This is a genomic window from Actinoplanes sp. NPDC023801 (genome assembly GCF_040639655.1).
GTDB lineage: Bacteria > Actinomycetota > Actinomycetes > Mycobacteriales > Micromonosporaceae > Actinoplanes.
In genome coordinates this window covers 38,056-54,981 of the sequence record NZ_JBFAAI010000043.1, presented here as the reverse complement: position 1 = coordinate 54,981, position 16,926 = coordinate 38,056, and the positions used below count along the sequence as shown (strand labels likewise).

Genomic DNA, 16,926 nt, shown 5'->3' with positions numbered 1-16,926 from the left:
CTCGTCGAGACGGACACGGGACAGCGGGGTCAGTCCGAGCGAGGGTGTCGATCCTTCGGCCACGCGACAAGGTTATCGCCGGGACCTTCGGCCCTGGGGGACCGGGACCATCCCAGGATAGGAATAGGACATGATCCGAGTCTTTCTCCTCGACGACCACGAGGTCGTCCGCCGCGGCCTCGTCGACCTGCTCCAGGCCGGCGGCGACATCGAGGTGGTCGGCGAGTCCGGCTCCGCCCAGGAGGCGGCCCGGCGCATCCCGGCACTGCGGCCCGACGTCGCGGTCCTCGACGCGCGCCTGCCGGACGGCAACGGCATCGACGTCTGCCGCGACATCCGCGCCGTCGACTCGTCGATCAAGGGCCTGATCCTGACCTCGTACGAGGACGACGAGGCCCTGTTCGCCGCGATCATGGCGGGTGCGTCCGGGTACGTTCTCAAGCAGATCCGCGGCACCGACCTGGTCGACGCGGTCCGCCGGGTGGCCTCCGGGCAGTCCCTGCTCGACCCGGCCGTCACCCAGCGGGTCCTGGAGCGCATCCGCAACGGCGTCGAACAGCCCCGCGAGCTCGCGTCCCTCACCGACCAGGAACGCCGCATCCTGGAGTTCGTCGCCGAGGGGCTCACCAACCGGGAGATCGCCGGCCGGATGTTCCTCGCCGAGAAGACCGTCAAGAACTACGTGTCCAGTCTGCTGGCGAAGCTCGGGCTCGAGCGCCGCACCCAGGCCGCGGTCCTGGCCACCAAGCTGCTCGGCGATCATCCCTCCCACCGCTGAGAATCGTCGCCCGCGAGCCGCGGGAGCGTTGAGGCATGCCTGGGGTACGGCCGTGCCCCAGGCGGCTACCGGGTGACCTGACCGGCGCCGGCGAGGCCGACCAGATTGACCGGGATGGTGATCGGCGCCGCGTTCCGGGCCGCACCGGGATCGCCCGGGCAGCCTCGGGGGGCCGGGCAGCCGGCGGCCGCGACCGCGGGTCCCGCGGCGATCAGGAGTGCGGCGACCGTCCCGAGGCCGGCCGTCGTGACACGGGTCGATGTCTTCATGTGGATACCCCTCGCAGGTGTGGTCCGCCGGTTCACCGCGAGTCCACACCCGTCCGCCTGGGGCCGGGCGACGTTTGCCCGCCGACCGGCCGTTCGGGTGGCCGGGGCGGGCTGAACGGCCGGTCAGTACGTGCTCAGGCCGTGCGCCCGGAACTGGGCCCGGACGCGGTCCAGCAGTTCCGGGGACGGGGCGGGCGTGCCGGCCAGGGGGAACGGCTGGTCGAGGGCGGCGTACTTCGCGGCGCCGAGACGGTGGAACGGCAGAACCTCGACCCGCTCGACGGTCGGGACGGCGGCGGCGATCGCGGCCACCGCGTCCACGTTCTCGACGCTGTCGGTCAGACCGGGAACGAGGACGAAGCGGACCCAGATCGGAATGCCGCGCCCGGCCAGCCGGTGCGCGAACTCGACCGTCGGCGCCAGTGTTCCGGTCCGGGTCACCCGGTGGTACGTCTCCTCGTCGCCGGCCTTGATGTCCAGCAGCACCAGGTCGGTCACGTCGAGCAGTTCGTCGGGCGCCTTGGCACCGAGGTATCCGCTCGTGTCGAGGGCGGTGTGGATCCCCTTCTCGTGACAGCGGGTGAAGATCTCCCGTACGAAATCGGGCTGTTGAAGTGCCTCGCCACCGGAGACCGTGACGCCGCCCCGCGCGACCTTGATGAAACGCTCGTACCGCGCGATCTCGGCCATCAGCTCGTCGGCGTCCATCGGGTGCCCGCTGCGCCGGTACCAGGTGTCGGGGCTGTGGCAGTACTGGCAGCGCAGCGGGCACCCGGCCAGGAACGCGACGAATCGCGTTCCCGGCCCGTCGACGCCGGTCGAGACGTCGTACGAGTGCACGCTCCCGGTGACGGTCACAGCGAGCCGTGGAACGTGCGCGAGATGACGTCGCGCTGCTGAGCCCTGGTGAGCCGGACGAAGTTGACCGCGTAGCCGGACACCCGGATGGTGAGCTGCGGGTACTTCTCCGGGTGCTCCATCGCGTCCTCCAGGGTCGCCCGGTCGAGCACGTTGACGTTCATGTGGAACCCGTGCCCGTCGGTGTAGCCGTCGAGGACGCCGACCAGGTTCGCGGCCTGCTCGTCCTTGGTACGGCCGAGACCGTCCGGGGTCGAGGTGATGGTCAGCGAGATGCCGTCGCGGGCGCTGCGGTACGGCAGCTTCGCCACCGACAGTGCGGCCGCCACCAGCCCGTGCTTGTCGCGCCCGTTCATCGGGTTGGCGCCGGGTGCGAACGGTTCGCCGAGCCGCCGGCCGTCGGGCGTGTTGCCGGTGTGCTTGCCGTAGACGACGTTCGAGGTGATCGTGAGGACGGACAGGCTCGGTTCGGCGCCGCGGTACATCGGCTGCCGGCGGATCTTGTCCATGAACCGGTCGACCAGGTCCACCGCGATCGCGTCCACCCGGTCGTCGTTGTTGCCGAACGTCGGGTAGTCGCCGTCCACCTCGTAGTCGACGACCAGCCCGGTCTCGTCCCGGACCGGCTTGACCTGGGCGTACTTGATGGCCGACAGGCTGTCCACGGCGACCGAGAGGCCGGCGATGCCGGTGGCCAGGAACCGGTGCACCGGGTAGTCGTGCAGCGCCATCTCGAGACGCTCGTAGGCGTATTTGTCGTGCATGTAGTGGATGACGTTGAGTGCGTCGACGTAGATCTCGGCGAGCCAGTCGAGCGTCCGGTCGTAGGCCTCGAACACCTCGTCGTAGTCGAGGACGTCCCCGCCCAGCGACGCCGTCGCCGGTGCCACCTGCGCGCCGTTGATCTCGTCGCGGCCGCCGTTGATCGCGTACAGCAGCGCCTTGGCCATGTTGGCCCGGGCCCCGAAGAACTGCATGTCCTTGCCGACCCGCATCCCGGACACGCAGCAGGCGATCGCCGCGTCGTCACTGAGGTAGGGACGCAGCAGGTCGTCGTTCTCGTACTGGATGCTGCTCGTGTCGATGCTGACCCGCGCGCAGAACTCCTTGAAACCCCCGGGCAGGCGCGGCGACCAGAGCACCGTCATGTTCGGCTCGGGCGCGGGCCCCAGGTTGTAGAGGGTCTGCAGGTAGCGGAAGCTGGTCCGGGTGACGAGCGGGCGGTTGTCGGCCCCGATGCCGCCGATCGACTCGGTCACCCAGGTCGGGTCGCCGGAGAACAGTTCGTCGTACTCGGGGGTGCGCAGGAACCGGATGATCCGCAGCTTGATCACGAAGTCGTCGACGAGCTCCTGGGCGAACTCCTCGGTGATCCGGCCCTCGTCCAGGTCACGGGCGAGGTAGACGTCGAGGAAGGTGGAGGTGCGGCCCAGCGACATGGCCGCGCCGTTCTGCTCCTTGGTGGCGGCCAGGTACGCGAAGTAGAGCCACTGGACGGCCTCCTGCGCGGTGGCCGCCGGGCCGGAGATGTCGAAGCCGTACGAGGCGGCCATCGCCTTGAGTTCGCCGAGCGCGCGGATCTGTTCGGAAAGTTCCTCCCGGTCGCGGATCACGTCGGCGACCGACCGCCGGTCGTTCAGCGACTTCTTGATCTCCACCCGGGAGGCGATCAGGCGGTCCACACCGTAGAGCGCCACCCGGCGGTAGTCGCCGATGATGCGGCCGCGGCCGTACGCGTCGGGCAGGCCGGTGATGATGTGCGACCGGCGGGCCGCGAGCACGTCGGCCGGGTACGCGTCGAAGACGCCCTCGTTGTGGGTCTTGCGGTAGGTCGTGAAGATCTTCTTGATGTCGGCGGGGAGTTCCCGGCCGTACGCGGCGAGACCGGTCTCGACCATCCGCAGCCCGCCGAACGGCATGATCGCCCGGCGCAGCGGGGCGTCGGTCTGCAGGCCGACGATCAGTTCGGCGTCCCGGTCGATGTAACCGGGTGCGTGCGCGGTGATCGTCGAGGGGGTCGACACGTCGGCGTCGTAGATGCCGTCGGCGCGCTCCCGTACGAACATCGCGGACAGCTTGTCCCAGATGCCGGTGGTGCGCTCGGTCGGCCCGGCGAGGAAGGCGGCGTCGCCGTCGTACGGCCGCACGTTGTCGTGGATGAACGCGGCCACATCGATCCCGGTGCGCCACGTCGTGCCCGCGAAGCCGCGCCACGCGTCCATGTTTCCTCCCATGACCCCTCCTAGTGGTTCCCTCCCAGCGTCTCGTCGAGGGTGCCCGGGCGGGCAGGGCCGGAAGTCCCGGTCCGGCGGGGCAGCCGGACCGTGGCCACCGTCCCGCCGCCTTCGTTGCCGCTCAGCGTGATGGCACCGCGATGCAGCTCGACGATGGTGCGGCTGAGCGCCAGCCCGAGCCCGGCGCCCGGGATGCCGCTGTGCCGCGCGTTGGTGGCCCGGTACAGGCGGGCGAACAGCCGGTCGCGTTCCGCGGCCGGGATGCCGATGCCGGCGTCGCTGACCGTCAGGACCGCGGCGTCGTCGTCGGCGGTCAGGGTCACGTGCACGGTCGCGCCCTCGGGGCTGTACTTGACCGCGTTGCCGATCAGGTTCTCGGCGACCTGCCGCAGCCGGGCCCGGTCGCCCCGGACGATGAGGCGGTCCGGCAGGTCGGTACGGATCGGCGCGTCCGGCAGCGCCTCGATGACGATCGCGGCCAGATCCACGTCGCCGATGGTGAGCTGGGCGTGGCCGGCCTCCAGCGCGGACAGGTCGAGCAGCCGTTCGACGAGCGAACGCAGCCGGGCGTTGTTGCGCTCGATCACCCCGAGCAGTTCGCGGACCTCGCCGACGGTGGTGTCGTCGGCCTCCTCGGCGATCAGGTCGGTGTAGGTGCCGATCGAGGTGAGCGGGGTGCGCAGCTCGTGGCCGACCAGCGCGATGTACTCACCGATGCTGGCCGCCAGCTGGTGGGCCAGTTCCTCGGCCCGGCGCCGCTCCAGGTAGCCGCCGATGTATGCGGCGATGCCGCTGAGCAGCACGGTCAGGCCCGGGTCGGGTTCCTGGTGCTCGACGGTCAGGACGCTGAGCACGCCGATCACGTTGTCGGCGCTGCGTACCGGCACGGCCACCGCGGCCCGGTAGTGCTCGGCCTCGATCATCACGGGCACGTCCGGGGCCCGCAGGTCCGGCACCCAGAGCGGCTCGCCGGTCTCCCAGCAGGTTCCGGCCAGGCCCTCACCACGATCCAGGACCGGAGGCAGCTGTACGGTCGGCGCGCCCTCGGCGAGGTGGGTGGCGGCCGGCCGCAGCCGGTGGGTGACCGGGTCCACCAGCCACAACCGCAGGTACGGCCAGCCCAGTTCGGCCGAGATGGCCCGCAGCACCTCGGTACCGGCCCGGTCGGTGTCCGGTGCGTGGATCAGCGCCTTGAGCACCTCGGTCTTGCACCGCTCGTATTGGTGCTGGTGGTGTTCGGCCGTGACGTCGTGCACCGCCGCGACCGCGCCGAGGATGTTGCCGCCGGCGTCGCGGACCGGCCGGGCGTTGATCGCGAACCAGCGGCGCCGGTTCTGCCGGTCGTGGGCGAGCACGCCGTCGTGCCGGATCTCCTCGCCGCCGAGGGCCCGGTAGAGCGCCACCTCGTCGGGTGGGAGCGGGCTGCCGTCGTGGCGGCGCAGCCCGAACCGCTCGGCCCAGTCGCGGGCCGGCACGCCGAGGCTCTCGTCGCCGAAGAAGTCCCGGACCGCCTGGTTGATCACCACGAGCCGGCCGTCCAGGTCGCAGGCGACGACTCCGGCGTCGAGGCTGCGCAGCAGCGCCTCGGTGAAGGCCGGGTCGTGCCGGGGCGGCGGCGATTCCAGGCAGGTCCGCAGGGTTTCGCTGAGCTCCCTGACGCTGAACGGTTTGGGCACCACCGCGTCGGCCTCGGCCTCGGCCAGGGTGGTGTCGCCGGGTGGCAGGTAGGCGGTGATCAGCACGACCGGCACGGTGGCGGTGGCCGGGTGCTCGCGCAGCGCGCGGCACATCCGGATGCCGTCGAGGTGTGGCATGTCCACGTCGGCGACGACCAGGTCGGGAGGCTCGGCCACGGCGGCGGCCAGACCCTCGCGGCCGTCCCCGGCCAGGGTGGCCCGGTGGCCGAGCCGGCGGACCACCTCGGCGATCACCGCCTGATGTTCCGGGTTGTCCTCGACCACCAGCACCGATGCCATGCGTACAACCCTAAATCATAATAAATGCGGCAGAGGTTTCGTCGCTGGTGGAAGCCGGGTACTGTGCGTCGGCACGCAGGCGACTTTCGGGGTTTGACATGAGTGAGCTCACCGCCCACCTGGACGTCCCTCTGGACCGTGGTGCCCCCGCTGCCGCCCGCCGGGCCGTGACCGCGGTCCTGGAGGGCTGGGGCTTCCACGATGCCGACTGGCTCGACGCGGCTTCCGTCGTGGTCAGTGAACTGGTCACCAACGCCGTCCGGCACGGCGGCGGCTGTGTCTCCCTGCAACTGGAGGCACACGGCGACCGGGTGATCGTGTCCGTCGCCGACGGCTCCTCGGTGGTGCCCCGGCGGCGTGACCCGGACGGTATCGGCGGCCGGGGGATCGCCCTGATCGAGGCCCTGTCGGCCGGCTGGAGCGTGGAGAACTACCAGGGCGGCAAGCGCGTCCGGGTCGAGCTGACCGGGTCAGACGGAGAACCAGGGCCGGTCCGGTGCTGAGCGGCGAATGATCACTTCGGGACGGTCATCCTCGCGACGGTCCCGCGGCCCGGCCCGGCGGACCGCACGGTGAGTACGCCGTCGTGCGCGCGCATGATCCGGTCGGCGATGCTCAGGCCCAGGCCCACCCCGGGAACGGCCTCGTCGCGGGCGTAACGGCCGCGGTAGAACCGCTCGACGACGTGCGGCAGTTCGTCGGCCGGGATACCCGCTCCCGCGTCGGCGACCTCGAGGGTGCCCCCGCTCACCCGGATGGTCACGGTCTGCCCCTCGGCACTGAAGATCACGGCATTGCGTACGAGATGCTCCGCTGCCTGGCTCAGCCGGGTGAAGTCGCCCGGCACCGCGAACGGGCCGGGCCCCGCCTCGATCACCACCGGCACCTCGCGCTGTGCGGCCTGACCGCGGCACGACGCCATCGCCGCCTCGGCCACCGCGATCAGGTCGGTGCTGGCCCGCAGCAGTGGCAGCGGCGAGCCGGCCGGGCGGGTGCCCGCCAGCAGGTGGTCGACCATCCGCACCAGACGTTCACCGTTGCGCTGGATCGGCTTGATCAGCCGGCGGTACGGCGCCAGCTCCTCGTTGTCGACAAGCAGCTCCAGATAGCCCTGGATGGTGGTGACCGGGGTACGCAACTCGTGCGACACGGTCGCGACGAAGTCTTCCTCCCGGCTGATCGCCCGGGACAGCTCGTCACCGACCTCGGCCAGCAGCTGCCGGTCACGCAGCGCCGCCAGGTGGCCGGCGGCCTGCCCGGCCATCGCCCGCAGCAGGTCCAGCTGCCGGTCCCCGGCCGCGCCCGGCTTGTCGTCGAGCACACACATGCCGCCGATCGTGTGCCCGTCCTCGTCGACCAGCGGCACCCCGGCGAAGAACCGGATGTTGGGTGTGCCCAGCACACTGCCCCACGTGCGGTAGCGCGGCTCGGTGAGGGTGTCCTCGACGACCAGCGGCTCGAGGGAGTCGACCACCCGCCCGGAGAAGGAGGTGGCCCGCGGTCCGCCGTCACCGGGCATCCCGGTCTTGCCGGCGAACCACTCCCGGTCGGCGCCGATCAGGGCGACCGTGGCCATGGGCGTACCGAGGACGGCACCGGCCAGCCGGGTCAGCTCGTCGAGCACGACCGGGCGTGGGGCGTCGAGCAGGTGATAGCTGTGCACCGCCATGAGGCGGGCGTCTTCCCCTACTGCGCTCACAGTTGCATCCGTTCCTCAGACGAGACGGAGTTCTCCGCCGCGACTCCTCCTTTCGGCCGTTCGCGGTTCCGTCTTGAGGAGTCGGCCGCGGATAAATACCCGCCGGTCCAAACCTCAGCCGTCGGCCAGGTCCGGCGATAGGGAGCCACGTAACCCCGAAGGCCGGTCAGTCGAAGGAGACCCACATGCGGACCGAGCTGTACCGGTCGGGCGATGCCGACACCCGCAACAGCGGCAAGCCCATCCTGCTGCTCGTCGACGACGACAGCACCATCGCGACGCTCTCCCTGCAGCTGGGCCGCGATCACCGCCTGCTGGTCGCCGGCGACGGTGAGCAGGCACTGCGGCTGCTGGCCTCGAACGGCCCGGTCGCCGCGGTCATCACCGACATGATCATGCCCGGCATGAACGGTGTCGAGCTGCTGGGCCGCATCCAGATGGAATACCCGGAGGTGATGCGTATCCTGCACACCGCCCACGGCGATATGAACACCGCCATCGCGGCCATCAACTCCGGTGGTGTCTACCGTTACCTGCCGAAGCCGGCGCGACGCGACGACATCATCCAGACCGTCAAGCAGGCCGTCTCCAAGCATGAGCACTCGATGGCCGAGCGCACGAAACTCGACACCACCCTCAAGACCAGCGTGCAGGCCATCTTCGGGCTCCTGGAGCTGTCCAGCCCGCAGGGCTTCGCCCGGGCCGGGCGGATCCGTTCCCTGGTCGCCGAGCTCGTCCACGCGCTCGAACTGGACGGACTGTGGGAGATCGAGGTCGCGGCGATGGCGTCGCAGGTCGGTGCGGTCACCGTGCCGGCCGAGGTGATGCGGAAACTGTGTGAGGGCGACCCCCTCTCGGCCGACGAGCAGGCCACGGTCAACGGGATGCCGAAGATGGTGCTGCCGCTGATCAAGGACATCCCGATGCTCGAGGACGTGGTCGCCACCATCCGCGGTCTGGCCGGGGAGGCACCGCCGGCGGGCGGCTGGTCACCACTGGCCGAGGGCGCGATCAGCGTGGTCCGGACGGCGATCGAGTACGTGACCGCGGAGTCCCGCACCAACACCGCCTCCACCGCCATCACCGCCATCACCCGGGCCGGCAGCTGCGCCCCGCACGTGCTCGTCGCACTGCGCCAGCTCAAGGGCGTCGAGACCGGCTCGACCGCCACGCAGGCCTACGCGCTTGCCGACCTGCAGGTCGGGATGCGTCTGGCCCAGGACGTCATGGCGCAGAACGGCCTGGTGCTGATCGGCAGCGGTACGGTCGTGACCGACGTGATGCTCGACCGGCTGAACAACTTCTCGCGCATGGTGGGCCTGGTCGAACCGGTGCTCACCGCCGCCTGACCACCGGCCCTCCGGCGATCCGCTCGTACTCGCCGGTGAGCAGGTGGACGGCCCGCAGCGCGCCGTCCACCTCGGCGCGCAGCCGGTCGCCGGTCGGGCCCGGAGCGGTGATCCGGCCGGCGCGCGCCTGGTCCTCGACCTGACCGCAGAGGGCGGCCAGGGTACCGGCGCCGATGTTCGCGGCCGACCCCTTCAGGCTGTGCGCGTGATCCCGTACCGGGGTCGGGTCGCCCTCGTGCAGCAGCTGCACCAGCTCGTCCGCCGCGGGAGGGACCCGTGCGGCGAACGAGCGCAGCAGCCGGAGCACCAGGGCCAGTTCGGCCGGCGACGGGTCCTCCTCGACGAGATCGGCGAGCCGGGCCCGGACCCCGGCCAGCCGGGCCTGATCCTCCGGTGCGGTGGTGGTCCCCATTCGCTCATGGTGCGCCCGGACGGGCACGGTCCGAGCGGGTTTCCGCCGAAACGGTCAGGCGCCCCAGCTCGCCTGGGTCCCGCCGACGCGCTCGGCGGCGACCGTTTGTGCGTACCCGGAAGCCTGGAAGGCCTTGAGCGGATCGCGCGGCAGCCCCCGTTCCTCGCGCCGGTCCGCGAGAGCCGTCCGCACGTCGGTCTCGTAGGCGTCCATCAGCACCCGGTGCGCGCCGAGCACGTCACCCTCGCGCTGCGCGGTGGCCAGCGCCGCGCGGTCCACCTGCAGCGCCTTCGCCAGGGCCTGTTCCACGTTGAGCACCGAAATGATCTGACCCGGGATCTTCTCCTCGATGTTGTGGCACTGGTCGAGCATGAAGTTGACGCCCGACCCGGGCCGGTGCGCGTCCGCCGCCACGATCTCCGACATGATCCGGAACAGCTGGAACGGGTCGGCCGAGCCCACGATCAGATCGTCGTCGGCGTAGTAGCGCGAGTTGAAGTCGAAGGCGCCCAGCTTTTTCTGCCGGATCAGCTGCATCACGATGAACTCGATGTTGGTGCCCGGCGCGTGGTGACCGGTGTCCAGCACCACGGTCGCCCGCTCGCCCAGCGCCAGGCAGTGCAGCAGCGAGGTGCCCCAGTCCGGGATGTCGGTGCTGTAGAAGTACGGCTCGAAGAACTTGTACTCCAGCAGGATCCGATGGTTGTCGTCGGAGGCGTCGTAGATCTCCCGCAGCGACTCGGCCAGCCGGTCCTGCCGGCCGCGCAGCGAGTCCTGCCCGGCGTAGTTCAGGCCGTCCGGCAGCCAGATCTTCAGGTCCGTCGAGCCGGTCTGCCGCATCACGTCCAGGCACTGCTTGTGGTGGTCGATCGCCTTGCGGCGGATCGCCGGATCCGGGTTGCACAGCGAACCGAGCCGGTAGTCGTCGTCCTGGAACACGTTCGAGTTGATCGCGCCGATCCGCACGCCGAGCTTGTCGGCGTGCGCCTTCAGGTCGCTCCAGTCGTCGACGAGGTCCCACGGGATGTGCAGCGACACCCGGTTGGCCAGCCCGGTCAGGCTGTTCACCTGCGCCGCGTCCGACAGCTTCTCGTACGGGTTCCGCGGCCCGCCGGGACGGGTGAAGACCTTGAACCGGGTTCCCGAATTCCCGTACGCCCAGCTCGGGACCTCGATCGTGAAGCCGTCGAGTCCGTCGAGGTTGGTCATTGTGAGCCTCCGTACTTGCGGTTGGTGAGCCCGTTCAGCAGCGCGGCGAACACCAGCACCGCGCCGAGGGCGAGGAGCTGGTACTGCGAGCCCTCGTTGCCGACGAAGGCGAGCAGGATGCCGGCGTTGAGCCAGACGATGAGCAGAGTGGCGAGCACGACCCCGGCGACCCGGCCGATACCGCCGGTGATCGCCACCCCGCCGAGGACGGCGATGGTGATCGCGGGCAGGGCCATGCCGTTGCCGGAGACACCCGCGTCCGGACGGGCCGAGGCGAACTGGCCCACGGTCACCACGGCCACCAGGCCGGAGATGAGACCCGCGTAGACGTACGCCTTGAAGCGCGTGTCCCGGACCGGCAGGCCGGCCCAGCGAGCGGCGACGTCGTTGGTGCCGATCGCGTAGAGGCGCCGCCCGTACGAGGTGCGGGCCAGCAGCAGCCAGACCGCCACCACGGTGGGCAGCAGGAAGGTGAAGATCCCGAGCGGTACGTCGGGCACGTACTGGCCGAACAGCGGCAGCTCCACCGACTTGCTCAGGGAGAACAGCTCCTGGATCGGTTTCGTGCTGATCGGCTGCTGGTTGTTGATCACGATCGCCAGCGATTTGTACGCGTAGAACGTCGCCAGGGTCGCGATCAGAGCCGGGAAGCCGATGTACGAGACGAGGAAGCCGTTGACCGCGCCGAGCAGCGCGCCGAACCCCGCCGTCGCCAGGATCGCCAGCCAGAGCGGCCAGCCCCATTCGCCGTACGCGAAGCCGAAAACCATTCCGGCCAGGCTCACGATCGCGCCGACGCTCAGGTCGATACCGCCCCGCCCGGAGAGGATCACCAGCAGCTCCGCGAGGCCGAGCATGGCCAGCGGGATCGCGTTGATCAGGCTCGCCGACATGTAGTCGAAGTCGTACGGCGCGGTCAGATAGCCACCGGCGTCGTTGACGAAGAACGTCACGACCACGACGACGATCAGTACCGCGAGCAGGGCGATCCGCTGGGTGAGCAGGACTCTGAGGATCTTCGCGGCCGGGCTCTCAGCCGGGGCCTGCACGGTCGCCGCGGTCATCGGTTCCTCCTGGCGCGGGCACGCAGCAGGTCGGCACCGACCGCCACGATGATGAAGATGCCGACGAACAGGTCGGACAGCTGCGAACGCCAGCCCAGCTGGGTGACGCCGGACGCCACCGACTGCACCAGCAGCGCGCCGAGCAGGGTGCCGAGCACCGAGCCACGACCGCCCATGATCGAGGTGCCGCCGATGACGACCGCCGCGATCACCGCCAGCTCCTTGCCGGCACCGACCGACTGATCAAGCGTCGAGGTGCCCTGCGCGATCACGAAACAGGAGGCCAGTCCGACCAGCAGGCCGGTCAGCACATAGGCGAGCAGGACGCGCCGCTGCACCCGCACGCCCGCCAGACGGGCCGCCTGCGGGTCGCCGCCGATCGCGAAGAAGTGCCGGCCGCCCGCGGTGTGCCGCAGGTACCACCACGCCGCCGCGGTGATCAGCAGGGTGATCAGGAAGGCGTGCGGAATCCCGAGGGTGCGGCCGTCCGGGCCGCGCCCGAAGAACGCCAGCGTGCCGGGGATGCCGTTCACCGTGCCGGAGCCGAAGATCTGCAGGCCCAGGAACATGAACAGGTTCGCCGTACCGAAGGTGATGATGATCGCGTGCACCCGGCCGTACGCGATGAGCACGCCGTTGACCAGGCCGAGCAGACCTCCGGCCGCGACCGACAGCAGCACCGCGACGCCGAGGCTGACCTCCGGGCCGACCAGCGCCTTCGCGGTCAGCACCGAACACACCATGATCGCGCCACCGACCGAGACGTCGATGCCACCCGTGATGATCACGATGGTCATGGCCACCCCGACCAGCGCGACCGGGGCCGTCGCCACCAGCAGCGGCTGGATCGACCCGGCCGTCAGGAACGCGGGTGTGCTGATCGCGAGCGCGGCCCACAGCGCGACGATCACGCCGACCAGGACGAACTCCTGCCCGGTCACCGGCGCCGGCAGCACCCGTCTCCTGATCCTGGCCTCCGCCACCGCGGTCATTCGCTGCCTCCCGCGGCTGCTGCCAGCAGGTCCACCTGGCTGGCGTCGGGGCCGAACTCGTCGGTGGTCGTGCCGCCGCGTACCACCTGGATGCGGTCGGCGATGCGCAGTGCCTCCGGCAGGTCCGAGGTGACCACCAGCACCGCGGTGCCCTCCTCGGCCAGCTCGGTGATCAAGCGGTGGATCTCCTCCTTGGCGCCGACGTCGACACCCTGCGTGGGCTCGGCCAGCACCAGCACCTTCGGCCGCTCCACGAGCTGCCGTGCCAGCACCACCTTCTGCGCGTTGCCGCCGGACATCGCGCTGATCGGCTGCCGCTCGTGCGGCGTCTTCACCGCGAGCCGTTCGATCAGCTTCAGCGCCACGGCCTTCTCCCGCGCCCGGTCCACCCAGACGCCGAATCTCGACAGCAGCCCGAGATGCCCCGCGGAGATGTTGAACGCGATCGACTGGAAGCCGAACATGCCCTCGACCTTGCGGTTCGCCGGCAACAGCGCGATGCCGAGACGCTGAGCCTGCCCGGGGCTCCTGATGTCGACCGGGTCCGCGCCGATCAGCAGCTGCCCGCCGGTACTGCGATCGATGCCGTACACGCATGCCGCGATCTCCGAGACACCCGAGCCGACCAGGCCGTACAGCGCGACGATCTCGCCGGCCCGCACGCTCACGTCGACGTCGCGGAACTTCCCGGCCCGGCTCAGCCCGCGCAGCTCCAGCACCGCGGGCCCCTCCGGGACCTCGCGATGCGGCCGGGCGTCCGACAACTCCTCGCCGACCATCAGGTGGGCGATCTGCCGCACGCTCAATTCCGTGATCGGGTACGTGCCGATGGTGCGCCCGTCCCGCATCACGGTGACCTCGTCGGCGATCCGGAACAGCTCGTCCAGCCGGTGCGAGATGTAGACGACCGCGACCCCGGCCGCCGTCAGGCGCCGCACCACGTCGAAGAGCACCTCGATCTCGGCGTCGGTCAGGATCGCCGACGGCTCGTCGAGGATCAGCACCGTCGCGTCCGAGGCCAGTGCCTTCGCGATCGACACCTGCTGCTGCTCGGCCACCGACAGGGTGCCGACCTCGGCGGTCGCGTACCGCTCCGGCAGGCCGAGCAGCTCCAGCAGCTCGACCACCTTCGCGTTCTGCGCCGCCCAGTCGACCCGTCCGGCCCTCTTGAGCTCACGGCCGAGGAAGATGTTCTCGGCCACGGTCAGCTCCGGGAAGAGCTGCGGCTCCTGATAGACGGTGGCGATCCCGAGCGCGATCGCGGCGGTCGTCGAGCCGAGCCGGACCCGCTCACCCTCGAACTCGATCTCACCGGTGTCGGCGGTCTCGGCACCCGCCACGATCTTGATCATCGTGGACTTGCCGGCACCGTTCTCGCCGACCAGAGCGTGGACCTTGCCCGCCCGTACGATGAGATCCGCGTGCTGAATGGCCCGGACCGCGCCGAACCGTTTCGCGATGGCGGTCAGGCGCAGCCGGGGTGTCTCGTTCGTGTCGATCATCAGTAGTTGAACTGGTCGACGTTCTGGTCGGTGATCGCGAGGGCCGGGCCGAGCAGCAGCATCTTGTCGGCCTCGGTGTACGCGACCGCGGACAGCTCACCGGAGACGTTGTTGGTCGCCGCGAACGGCTTGCCCTGCGCGAGCTGCGCCCCGGCCCACGCCGTCAGGTAGCCCAGGTTCTCCACATCCCACAGGATCGCGGCGCTGGAGGACTTGTCCTCCAGGTACGGCTTCATCGCCTGCGGCGTGCCCAGCCCGACGGTGAACACCTTGCCGATCTTCCCGGCGTCCTTGACCGCCTGCGCCACCCCCGGCGCGCTCGAGGTGCACTCACCGACCAGACCGGTCAGATCCGGATGCGCGTTCATCAGGTCGGTCGCCATCTGGGTGGCCCTGGCCTGGTCCTCGCCGGCGTACACGATGTCGACGATCTGCGCGTCCGGGTACTTGGTCTTGGTGTAGGCCTTCTGCACCTCGATCCACGAGTTCAGGTTCTCCGCGGTCTGCCCGCACGACACGATCGCGTACTTGCCCTTACCGCCCATCTCCTTGAGCAGCGCGTCGGTCAGCCCCTCACCGATACCTTGTGCGGTGGCCTGATTGACGAACACCTCCCGCACACTCGCCGGCGCATCGGTGTCCGCGGTCGCCACATGAATCCCGGCATCCTTGGCCTGCTGCAACAACGGCGCCATGCTGTCCGGGTCGTTCGGTGCCACGATCAGCGCGTCGACCTTCTGCTGAATGTAGGAACGCACGATGTCGGCCTGCGCCGCCGCGTCGGCCTGCGTGGGGCCCTGGTACAGCCACTCCACGTTGCCCAGCGCCGCCGCGGCCTCCTTGCCGCCGGCGTTCATCGCCTCGAAGTAGGGCACTCCCTGCAACTTCGGAACGAACGCCACCTTGTACGTCTTACCGCTCGCCGCACCGGAGGAACCGGCATCAGGCGACTCGTTCTTCTTGGTGCAACCGGTCAAAGCCATGGCGGCCGTCGTGGCAAGCACGACGACAGCGGTCAACCGAGGGCGCATGACGCCTCCTGAGGAAGGGATTCTTGAAACGTTCTAGCTGAGGTGTGAGTCACGTTACGAGCCCGTTAGGGCAGGGTCAAGAGTCGCTTCTCAAGGTGCCCTTGATTTCTTCCTGCAGCAGGCCGTTAGCCCTTACGGCCAGTATGAGACGTTTCAAGTGCACCCATCACGCCCAGGGCCGCACTCCTCCACCGCGCCCCTGCCGACCCGCCGGACCACCCTGGCTTCCGGGCCGCTCTTCCACCGCGCCCCTGCCGACCCGCCGGACCACCCTGGCTTCCGGGCCGCTCTTCCACCGCGCCCTGCCGACCCGCCGGACCACTCTGGCTTCCGGGCCGTCATCGCGAAAAAGGCCGAGGCCCCGCCGCGGGTGCGACGAGGCCTCGGCCTGTGGTGAATAGGACTGCCAGATGTCAGCGGAGCTTCCGGATCATCACCGCTGCCACTGCGGCCGCGGCCAGGACCGCGCCGATCAGGGCGTACCGTTGCCGCTGGCCGGCTCGGTCCGGCAGCGTGCCGATGGTTTCGGCGGCGCGTCCGCGGAGAGTGCCGATCGCGTCGGTCGCCCGGCCGGGCAGTGTGCCGATGGCGGTCCTTGCGCGTTCTGCCGCCTCGGCGGCGGACTCGGCGAAGTGGGTACGCGTCTCAGCGGTCGCCTGCCTCCCCGTGTGCCCGGTGCCGCTGGGCTGTCCGGTTCCGCCGGCATATGTGGTGCCGCCGGACCGTCCGGCATCGTCCGCGTGCGTGTCGCTGGAACCCGAGCCGGTGACCTTGGCGGCCAGATCACGTGCGCCCTCGGCCAGCCGCCGGCCGGTCTCCGAGGCGGCGTCGGCGAGGTGGTGGCCCTTCGCTGCGGCAGTGCCGGTGACCTGATCCTTGCGCTCCCCGGCGGCGTCCTTGATCTGCTGCACCTTCTCGGTGGCGGCCTCCTTCACCTGCTGCTTCTTCTCGGTGGCGGCACCCTTGACCCGGCTGGGCACGTCGAGTTTCGCGACCAGGGCCGCGGCGGTCTCGCCCATCTCGGCACGGGTCTGCTCGATCTCGGCCCGTAGCGCCTCGGCCCGCTCGGAGGCCTCCGCGGGCTGACCCTCACGCGCCCGTTCGGCGGCGACCTGGGTGCTGTCGTCCCGGTCCGTTTCCGTACCGGCGTGCCCGGTTGTGACCTCGGCCGGCCGGATCTCCGCGGCACGTTCCGCCGCCGGGCGGGCCTTCGCCGCGTCAACGGATGCATCGGCGGCGTCGTTGGACCCGCTGGATCGAGTGGTGCCCCGCCCGGTATCGGTCGTTGCCCCGCTGCTCGATCGGCTTCCGCCGGTGCCACCGGCCGTGGTCGACGGGGTTGCGGGAGCGCCCGTGGTGCTGGACGACGTGGCGGCGGTGGCCCCTGCCGACTGCGGCGTGACGGGCGTGTCGCCGTCGTGGCCGGTGTCCGGGGGCGGGATGTCCGGGGTTCCGGATCCGCCGTACAGGTTCTCGTCCGCACCGGGCGTGGCTGCCCCCGCGCTCGCCATGGCCTCCCGGTCGCCGGACATTGCGGTCCGGCCGGGCGACGG

At 70.4% G+C, this 16,926-nt stretch carries 15 protein-coding genes; 3 read left to right on the top strand and 12 right to left on the bottom strand.

What is annotated here, in order from left to right:
- Nucleotides 1–130: 130 nt before the first annotated feature.
- Nucleotides 131–778: a response regulator transcription factor gene (locus AB0G04_RS41420; protein ID WP_360995316.1), complete on the top strand. Its 648-nt coding sequence runs from the start codon at nucleotides 131–133 to the stop codon at nucleotides 776–778.
- Nucleotides 779–843: 65 nt separating this feature from the next.
- On the opposite strand, the gene AB0G04_RS41415 is transcribed toward AB0G04_RS41420, so the two are convergent.
- The 4 genes from AB0G04_RS41415 to AB0G04_RS41400 all read right to left on the bottom strand — a co-directional run bounded on the left by AB0G04_RS41415 (nucleotide 844) and on the right by AB0G04_RS41400 (nucleotide 6,115).
- Nucleotides 844–1,047 (bottom strand): hypothetical protein, encoded by a 204-nt coding sequence (locus AB0G04_RS41415; RefSeq protein ID WP_360995313.1) that lies wholly within the window; start codon nucleotides 1,045–1,047, stop codon nucleotides 844–846.
- A 123-nt stretch (nucleotides 1,048–1,170) separates the two neighbouring features.
- Nucleotides 1,171–1,905, bottom strand: coding sequence for a pyruvate formate-lyase-activating protein (gene pflA, locus AB0G04_RS41410; protein ID WP_360995310.1), 735 nt, complete (start codon nucleotides 1,903–1,905; stop codon nucleotides 1,171–1,173).
- Nucleotides 1,902–4,139, bottom strand: a complete 2,238-nt coding sequence (pflB, locus tag AB0G04_RS41405; RefSeq protein ID WP_360995307.1) for a formate C-acetyltransferase — start codon at nucleotides 4,137–4,139, stop codon at nucleotides 1,902–1,904. Before pflB ends, pflA begins: the two co-directional genes overlap by 4 nt.
- A gap of 8 nt (nucleotides 4,140–4,147) precedes the next feature.
- Nucleotides 4,148–6,115, bottom strand: a complete 1,968-nt coding sequence (locus AB0G04_RS41400; protein ID WP_360995304.1) for an ATP-binding protein — start codon at nucleotides 6,113–6,115, stop codon at nucleotides 4,148–4,150.
- A 98-nt stretch (nucleotides 6,116–6,213) separates the two neighbouring features.
- Between AB0G04_RS41400 and AB0G04_RS41395 the strand changes: the two genes are divergently transcribed.
- Complete coding sequence (locus tag AB0G04_RS41395) at nucleotides 6,214–6,618, top strand: ATP-binding protein (RefSeq protein ID WP_360995302.1); 405 nt, start codon at nucleotides 6,214–6,216, stop codon at nucleotides 6,616–6,618.
- A gap of 11 nt (nucleotides 6,619–6,629) precedes the next feature.
- Here the strand turns inward: AB0G04_RS41395 and AB0G04_RS41390 are convergent, their stop codons facing one another.
- The gene (locus tag AB0G04_RS41390) at nucleotides 6,630–7,814 is read right to left on the bottom strand and encodes a GAF domain-containing sensor histidine kinase (RefSeq protein WP_360995299.1); all 1,185 of its coding nucleotides are present in this window, start codon (nucleotides 7,812–7,814) and stop codon (nucleotides 6,630–6,632) included.
- A 185-nt stretch (nucleotides 7,815–7,999) separates the two neighbouring features.
- Here AB0G04_RS41390 and AB0G04_RS41385 point away from each other — a divergent pair, with 185 nt between their 5' ends.
- A complete protein-coding gene (locus AB0G04_RS41385) occupies nucleotides 8,000–9,163 on the top strand; it encodes a response regulator (protein ID WP_360995296.1) in 1,164 nt (387 codons plus the stop codon).
- Here AB0G04_RS41385 and AB0G04_RS41380 read toward each other — a convergent pair.
- The 7 genes from AB0G04_RS41380 to AB0G04_RS41350 all read right to left on the bottom strand — a co-directional run bounded on the left by AB0G04_RS41380 (nucleotide 9,150) and on the right by AB0G04_RS41350 (nucleotide 16,905).
- The gene (locus tag AB0G04_RS41380; protein WP_360995294.1) at nucleotides 9,150–9,575 is read right to left on the bottom strand and encodes an Hpt domain-containing protein; all 426 of its coding nucleotides are present in this window, start codon (nucleotides 9,573–9,575) and stop codon (nucleotides 9,150–9,152) included. The two genes, AB0G04_RS41385 and AB0G04_RS41380, sit on opposite strands and share 14 nt — an antisense overlap.
- 54 nt (nucleotides 9,576–9,629) lie before the next feature.
- The gene (rhaI, locus tag AB0G04_RS41375) at nucleotides 9,630–10,784 is read right to left on the bottom strand and encodes an L-rhamnose isomerase (protein ID WP_360995291.1); all 1,155 of its coding nucleotides are present in this window, start codon (nucleotides 10,782–10,784) and stop codon (nucleotides 9,630–9,632) included.
- The gene (locus AB0G04_RS41370) at nucleotides 10,781–11,848 is read right to left on the bottom strand and encodes an ABC transporter permease (RefSeq protein ID WP_360995288.1); all 1,068 of its coding nucleotides are present in this window, start codon (nucleotides 11,846–11,848) and stop codon (nucleotides 10,781–10,783) included. Before AB0G04_RS41370 ends, rhaI begins: the two co-directional genes overlap by 4 nt.
- Nucleotides 11,845–12,840, bottom strand: a complete 996-nt coding sequence (locus tag AB0G04_RS41365; RefSeq protein ID WP_360995286.1) for an ABC transporter permease — start codon at nucleotides 12,838–12,840, stop codon at nucleotides 11,845–11,847. Before AB0G04_RS41365 ends, AB0G04_RS41370 begins: the two co-directional genes overlap by 4 nt.
- A complete protein-coding gene (locus AB0G04_RS41360; RefSeq protein WP_360995284.1) occupies nucleotides 12,837–14,342 on the bottom strand; it encodes a sugar ABC transporter ATP-binding protein in 1,506 nt (501 codons plus the stop codon). The genes AB0G04_RS41365 and AB0G04_RS41360 overlap by 4 nt, the downstream gene beginning before the upstream one ends.
- Nucleotides 14,342–15,373, bottom strand: a complete 1,032-nt coding sequence (locus tag AB0G04_RS41355) for an autoinducer 2 ABC transporter substrate-binding protein (RefSeq protein ID WP_360995281.1) — start codon at nucleotides 15,371–15,373, stop codon at nucleotides 14,342–14,344. The genes AB0G04_RS41360 and AB0G04_RS41355 overlap by 1 nt, the downstream gene beginning before the upstream one ends.
- A gap of 413 nt (nucleotides 15,374–15,786) precedes the next feature.
- Entirely contained in the window at nucleotides 15,787–16,905 is a 1,119-nt protein-coding gene (locus tag AB0G04_RS41350) for a DUF3618 domain-containing protein (protein ID WP_360995278.1), read from the bottom strand.
- Between the last annotated feature and the right edge of the window lie 21 nt (nucleotides 16,906–16,926).

Bases quoted from the DNA above. Each gene is read 5' to 3' on its own strand.
- AB0G04_RS41420 (WP_360995316.1), top strand. From the start codon at position 131: ATGATCCGAGTCTTTCTCCTCGACGACCACGAGGTCGTCCGCCGCGGC.
- AB0G04_RS41415 (WP_360995313.1), bottom strand. From the start codon at position 1,047: ATGAAGACATCGACCCGTGTCACGACGGCCGGCCTCGGGACGGTCGCC.
- pflB (WP_360995307.1), bottom strand. From the start codon at position 4,139: ATGGGAGGAAACATGGACGCGTGGCGCGGCTTCGCGGGCACGACGTGG.
- AB0G04_RS41400 (WP_360995304.1), bottom strand. From the start codon at position 6,115: ATGGCATCGGTGCTGGTGGTCGAGGACAACCCGGAACATCAGGCGGTG.
- AB0G04_RS41395 (WP_360995302.1), top strand. From the start codon at position 6,214: ATGAGTGAGCTCACCGCCCACCTGGACGTCCCTCTGGACCGTGGTGCC.
- AB0G04_RS41385 (WP_360995296.1), top strand. From the start codon at position 8,000: ATGCGGACCGAGCTGTACCGGTCGGGCGATGCCGACACCCGCAACAGC.
- AB0G04_RS41380 (WP_360995294.1), bottom strand. From the start codon at position 9,575: ATGGGGACCACCACCGCACCGGAGGATCAGGCCCGGCTGGCCGGGGTC.
- rhaI (WP_360995291.1), bottom strand. From the start codon at position 10,784: ATGACCAACCTCGACGGACTCGACGGCTTCACGATCGAGGTCCCGAGC.
- AB0G04_RS41370 (WP_360995288.1), bottom strand. From the start codon at position 11,848: ATGACCGCGGCGACCGTGCAGGCCCCGGCTGAGAGCCCGGCCGCGAAG.
- AB0G04_RS41365 (WP_360995286.1), bottom strand. From the start codon at position 12,840: ATGACCGCGGTGGCGGAGGCCAGGATCAGGAGACGGGTGCTGCCGGCG.
- AB0G04_RS41360 (WP_360995284.1), bottom strand. From the start codon at position 14,342: ATGATCGACACGAACGAGACACCCCGGCTGCGCCTGACCGCCATCGCG.
- AB0G04_RS41355 (WP_360995281.1), bottom strand. From the start codon at position 15,373: ATGCGCCCTCGGTTGACCGCTGTCGTCGTGCTTGCCACGACGGCCGCC.
- AB0G04_RS41350 (WP_360995278.1), bottom strand. From the start codon at position 16,905: ATGTCCGGCGACCGGGAGGCCATGGCGAGCGCGGGGGCAGCCACGCCC.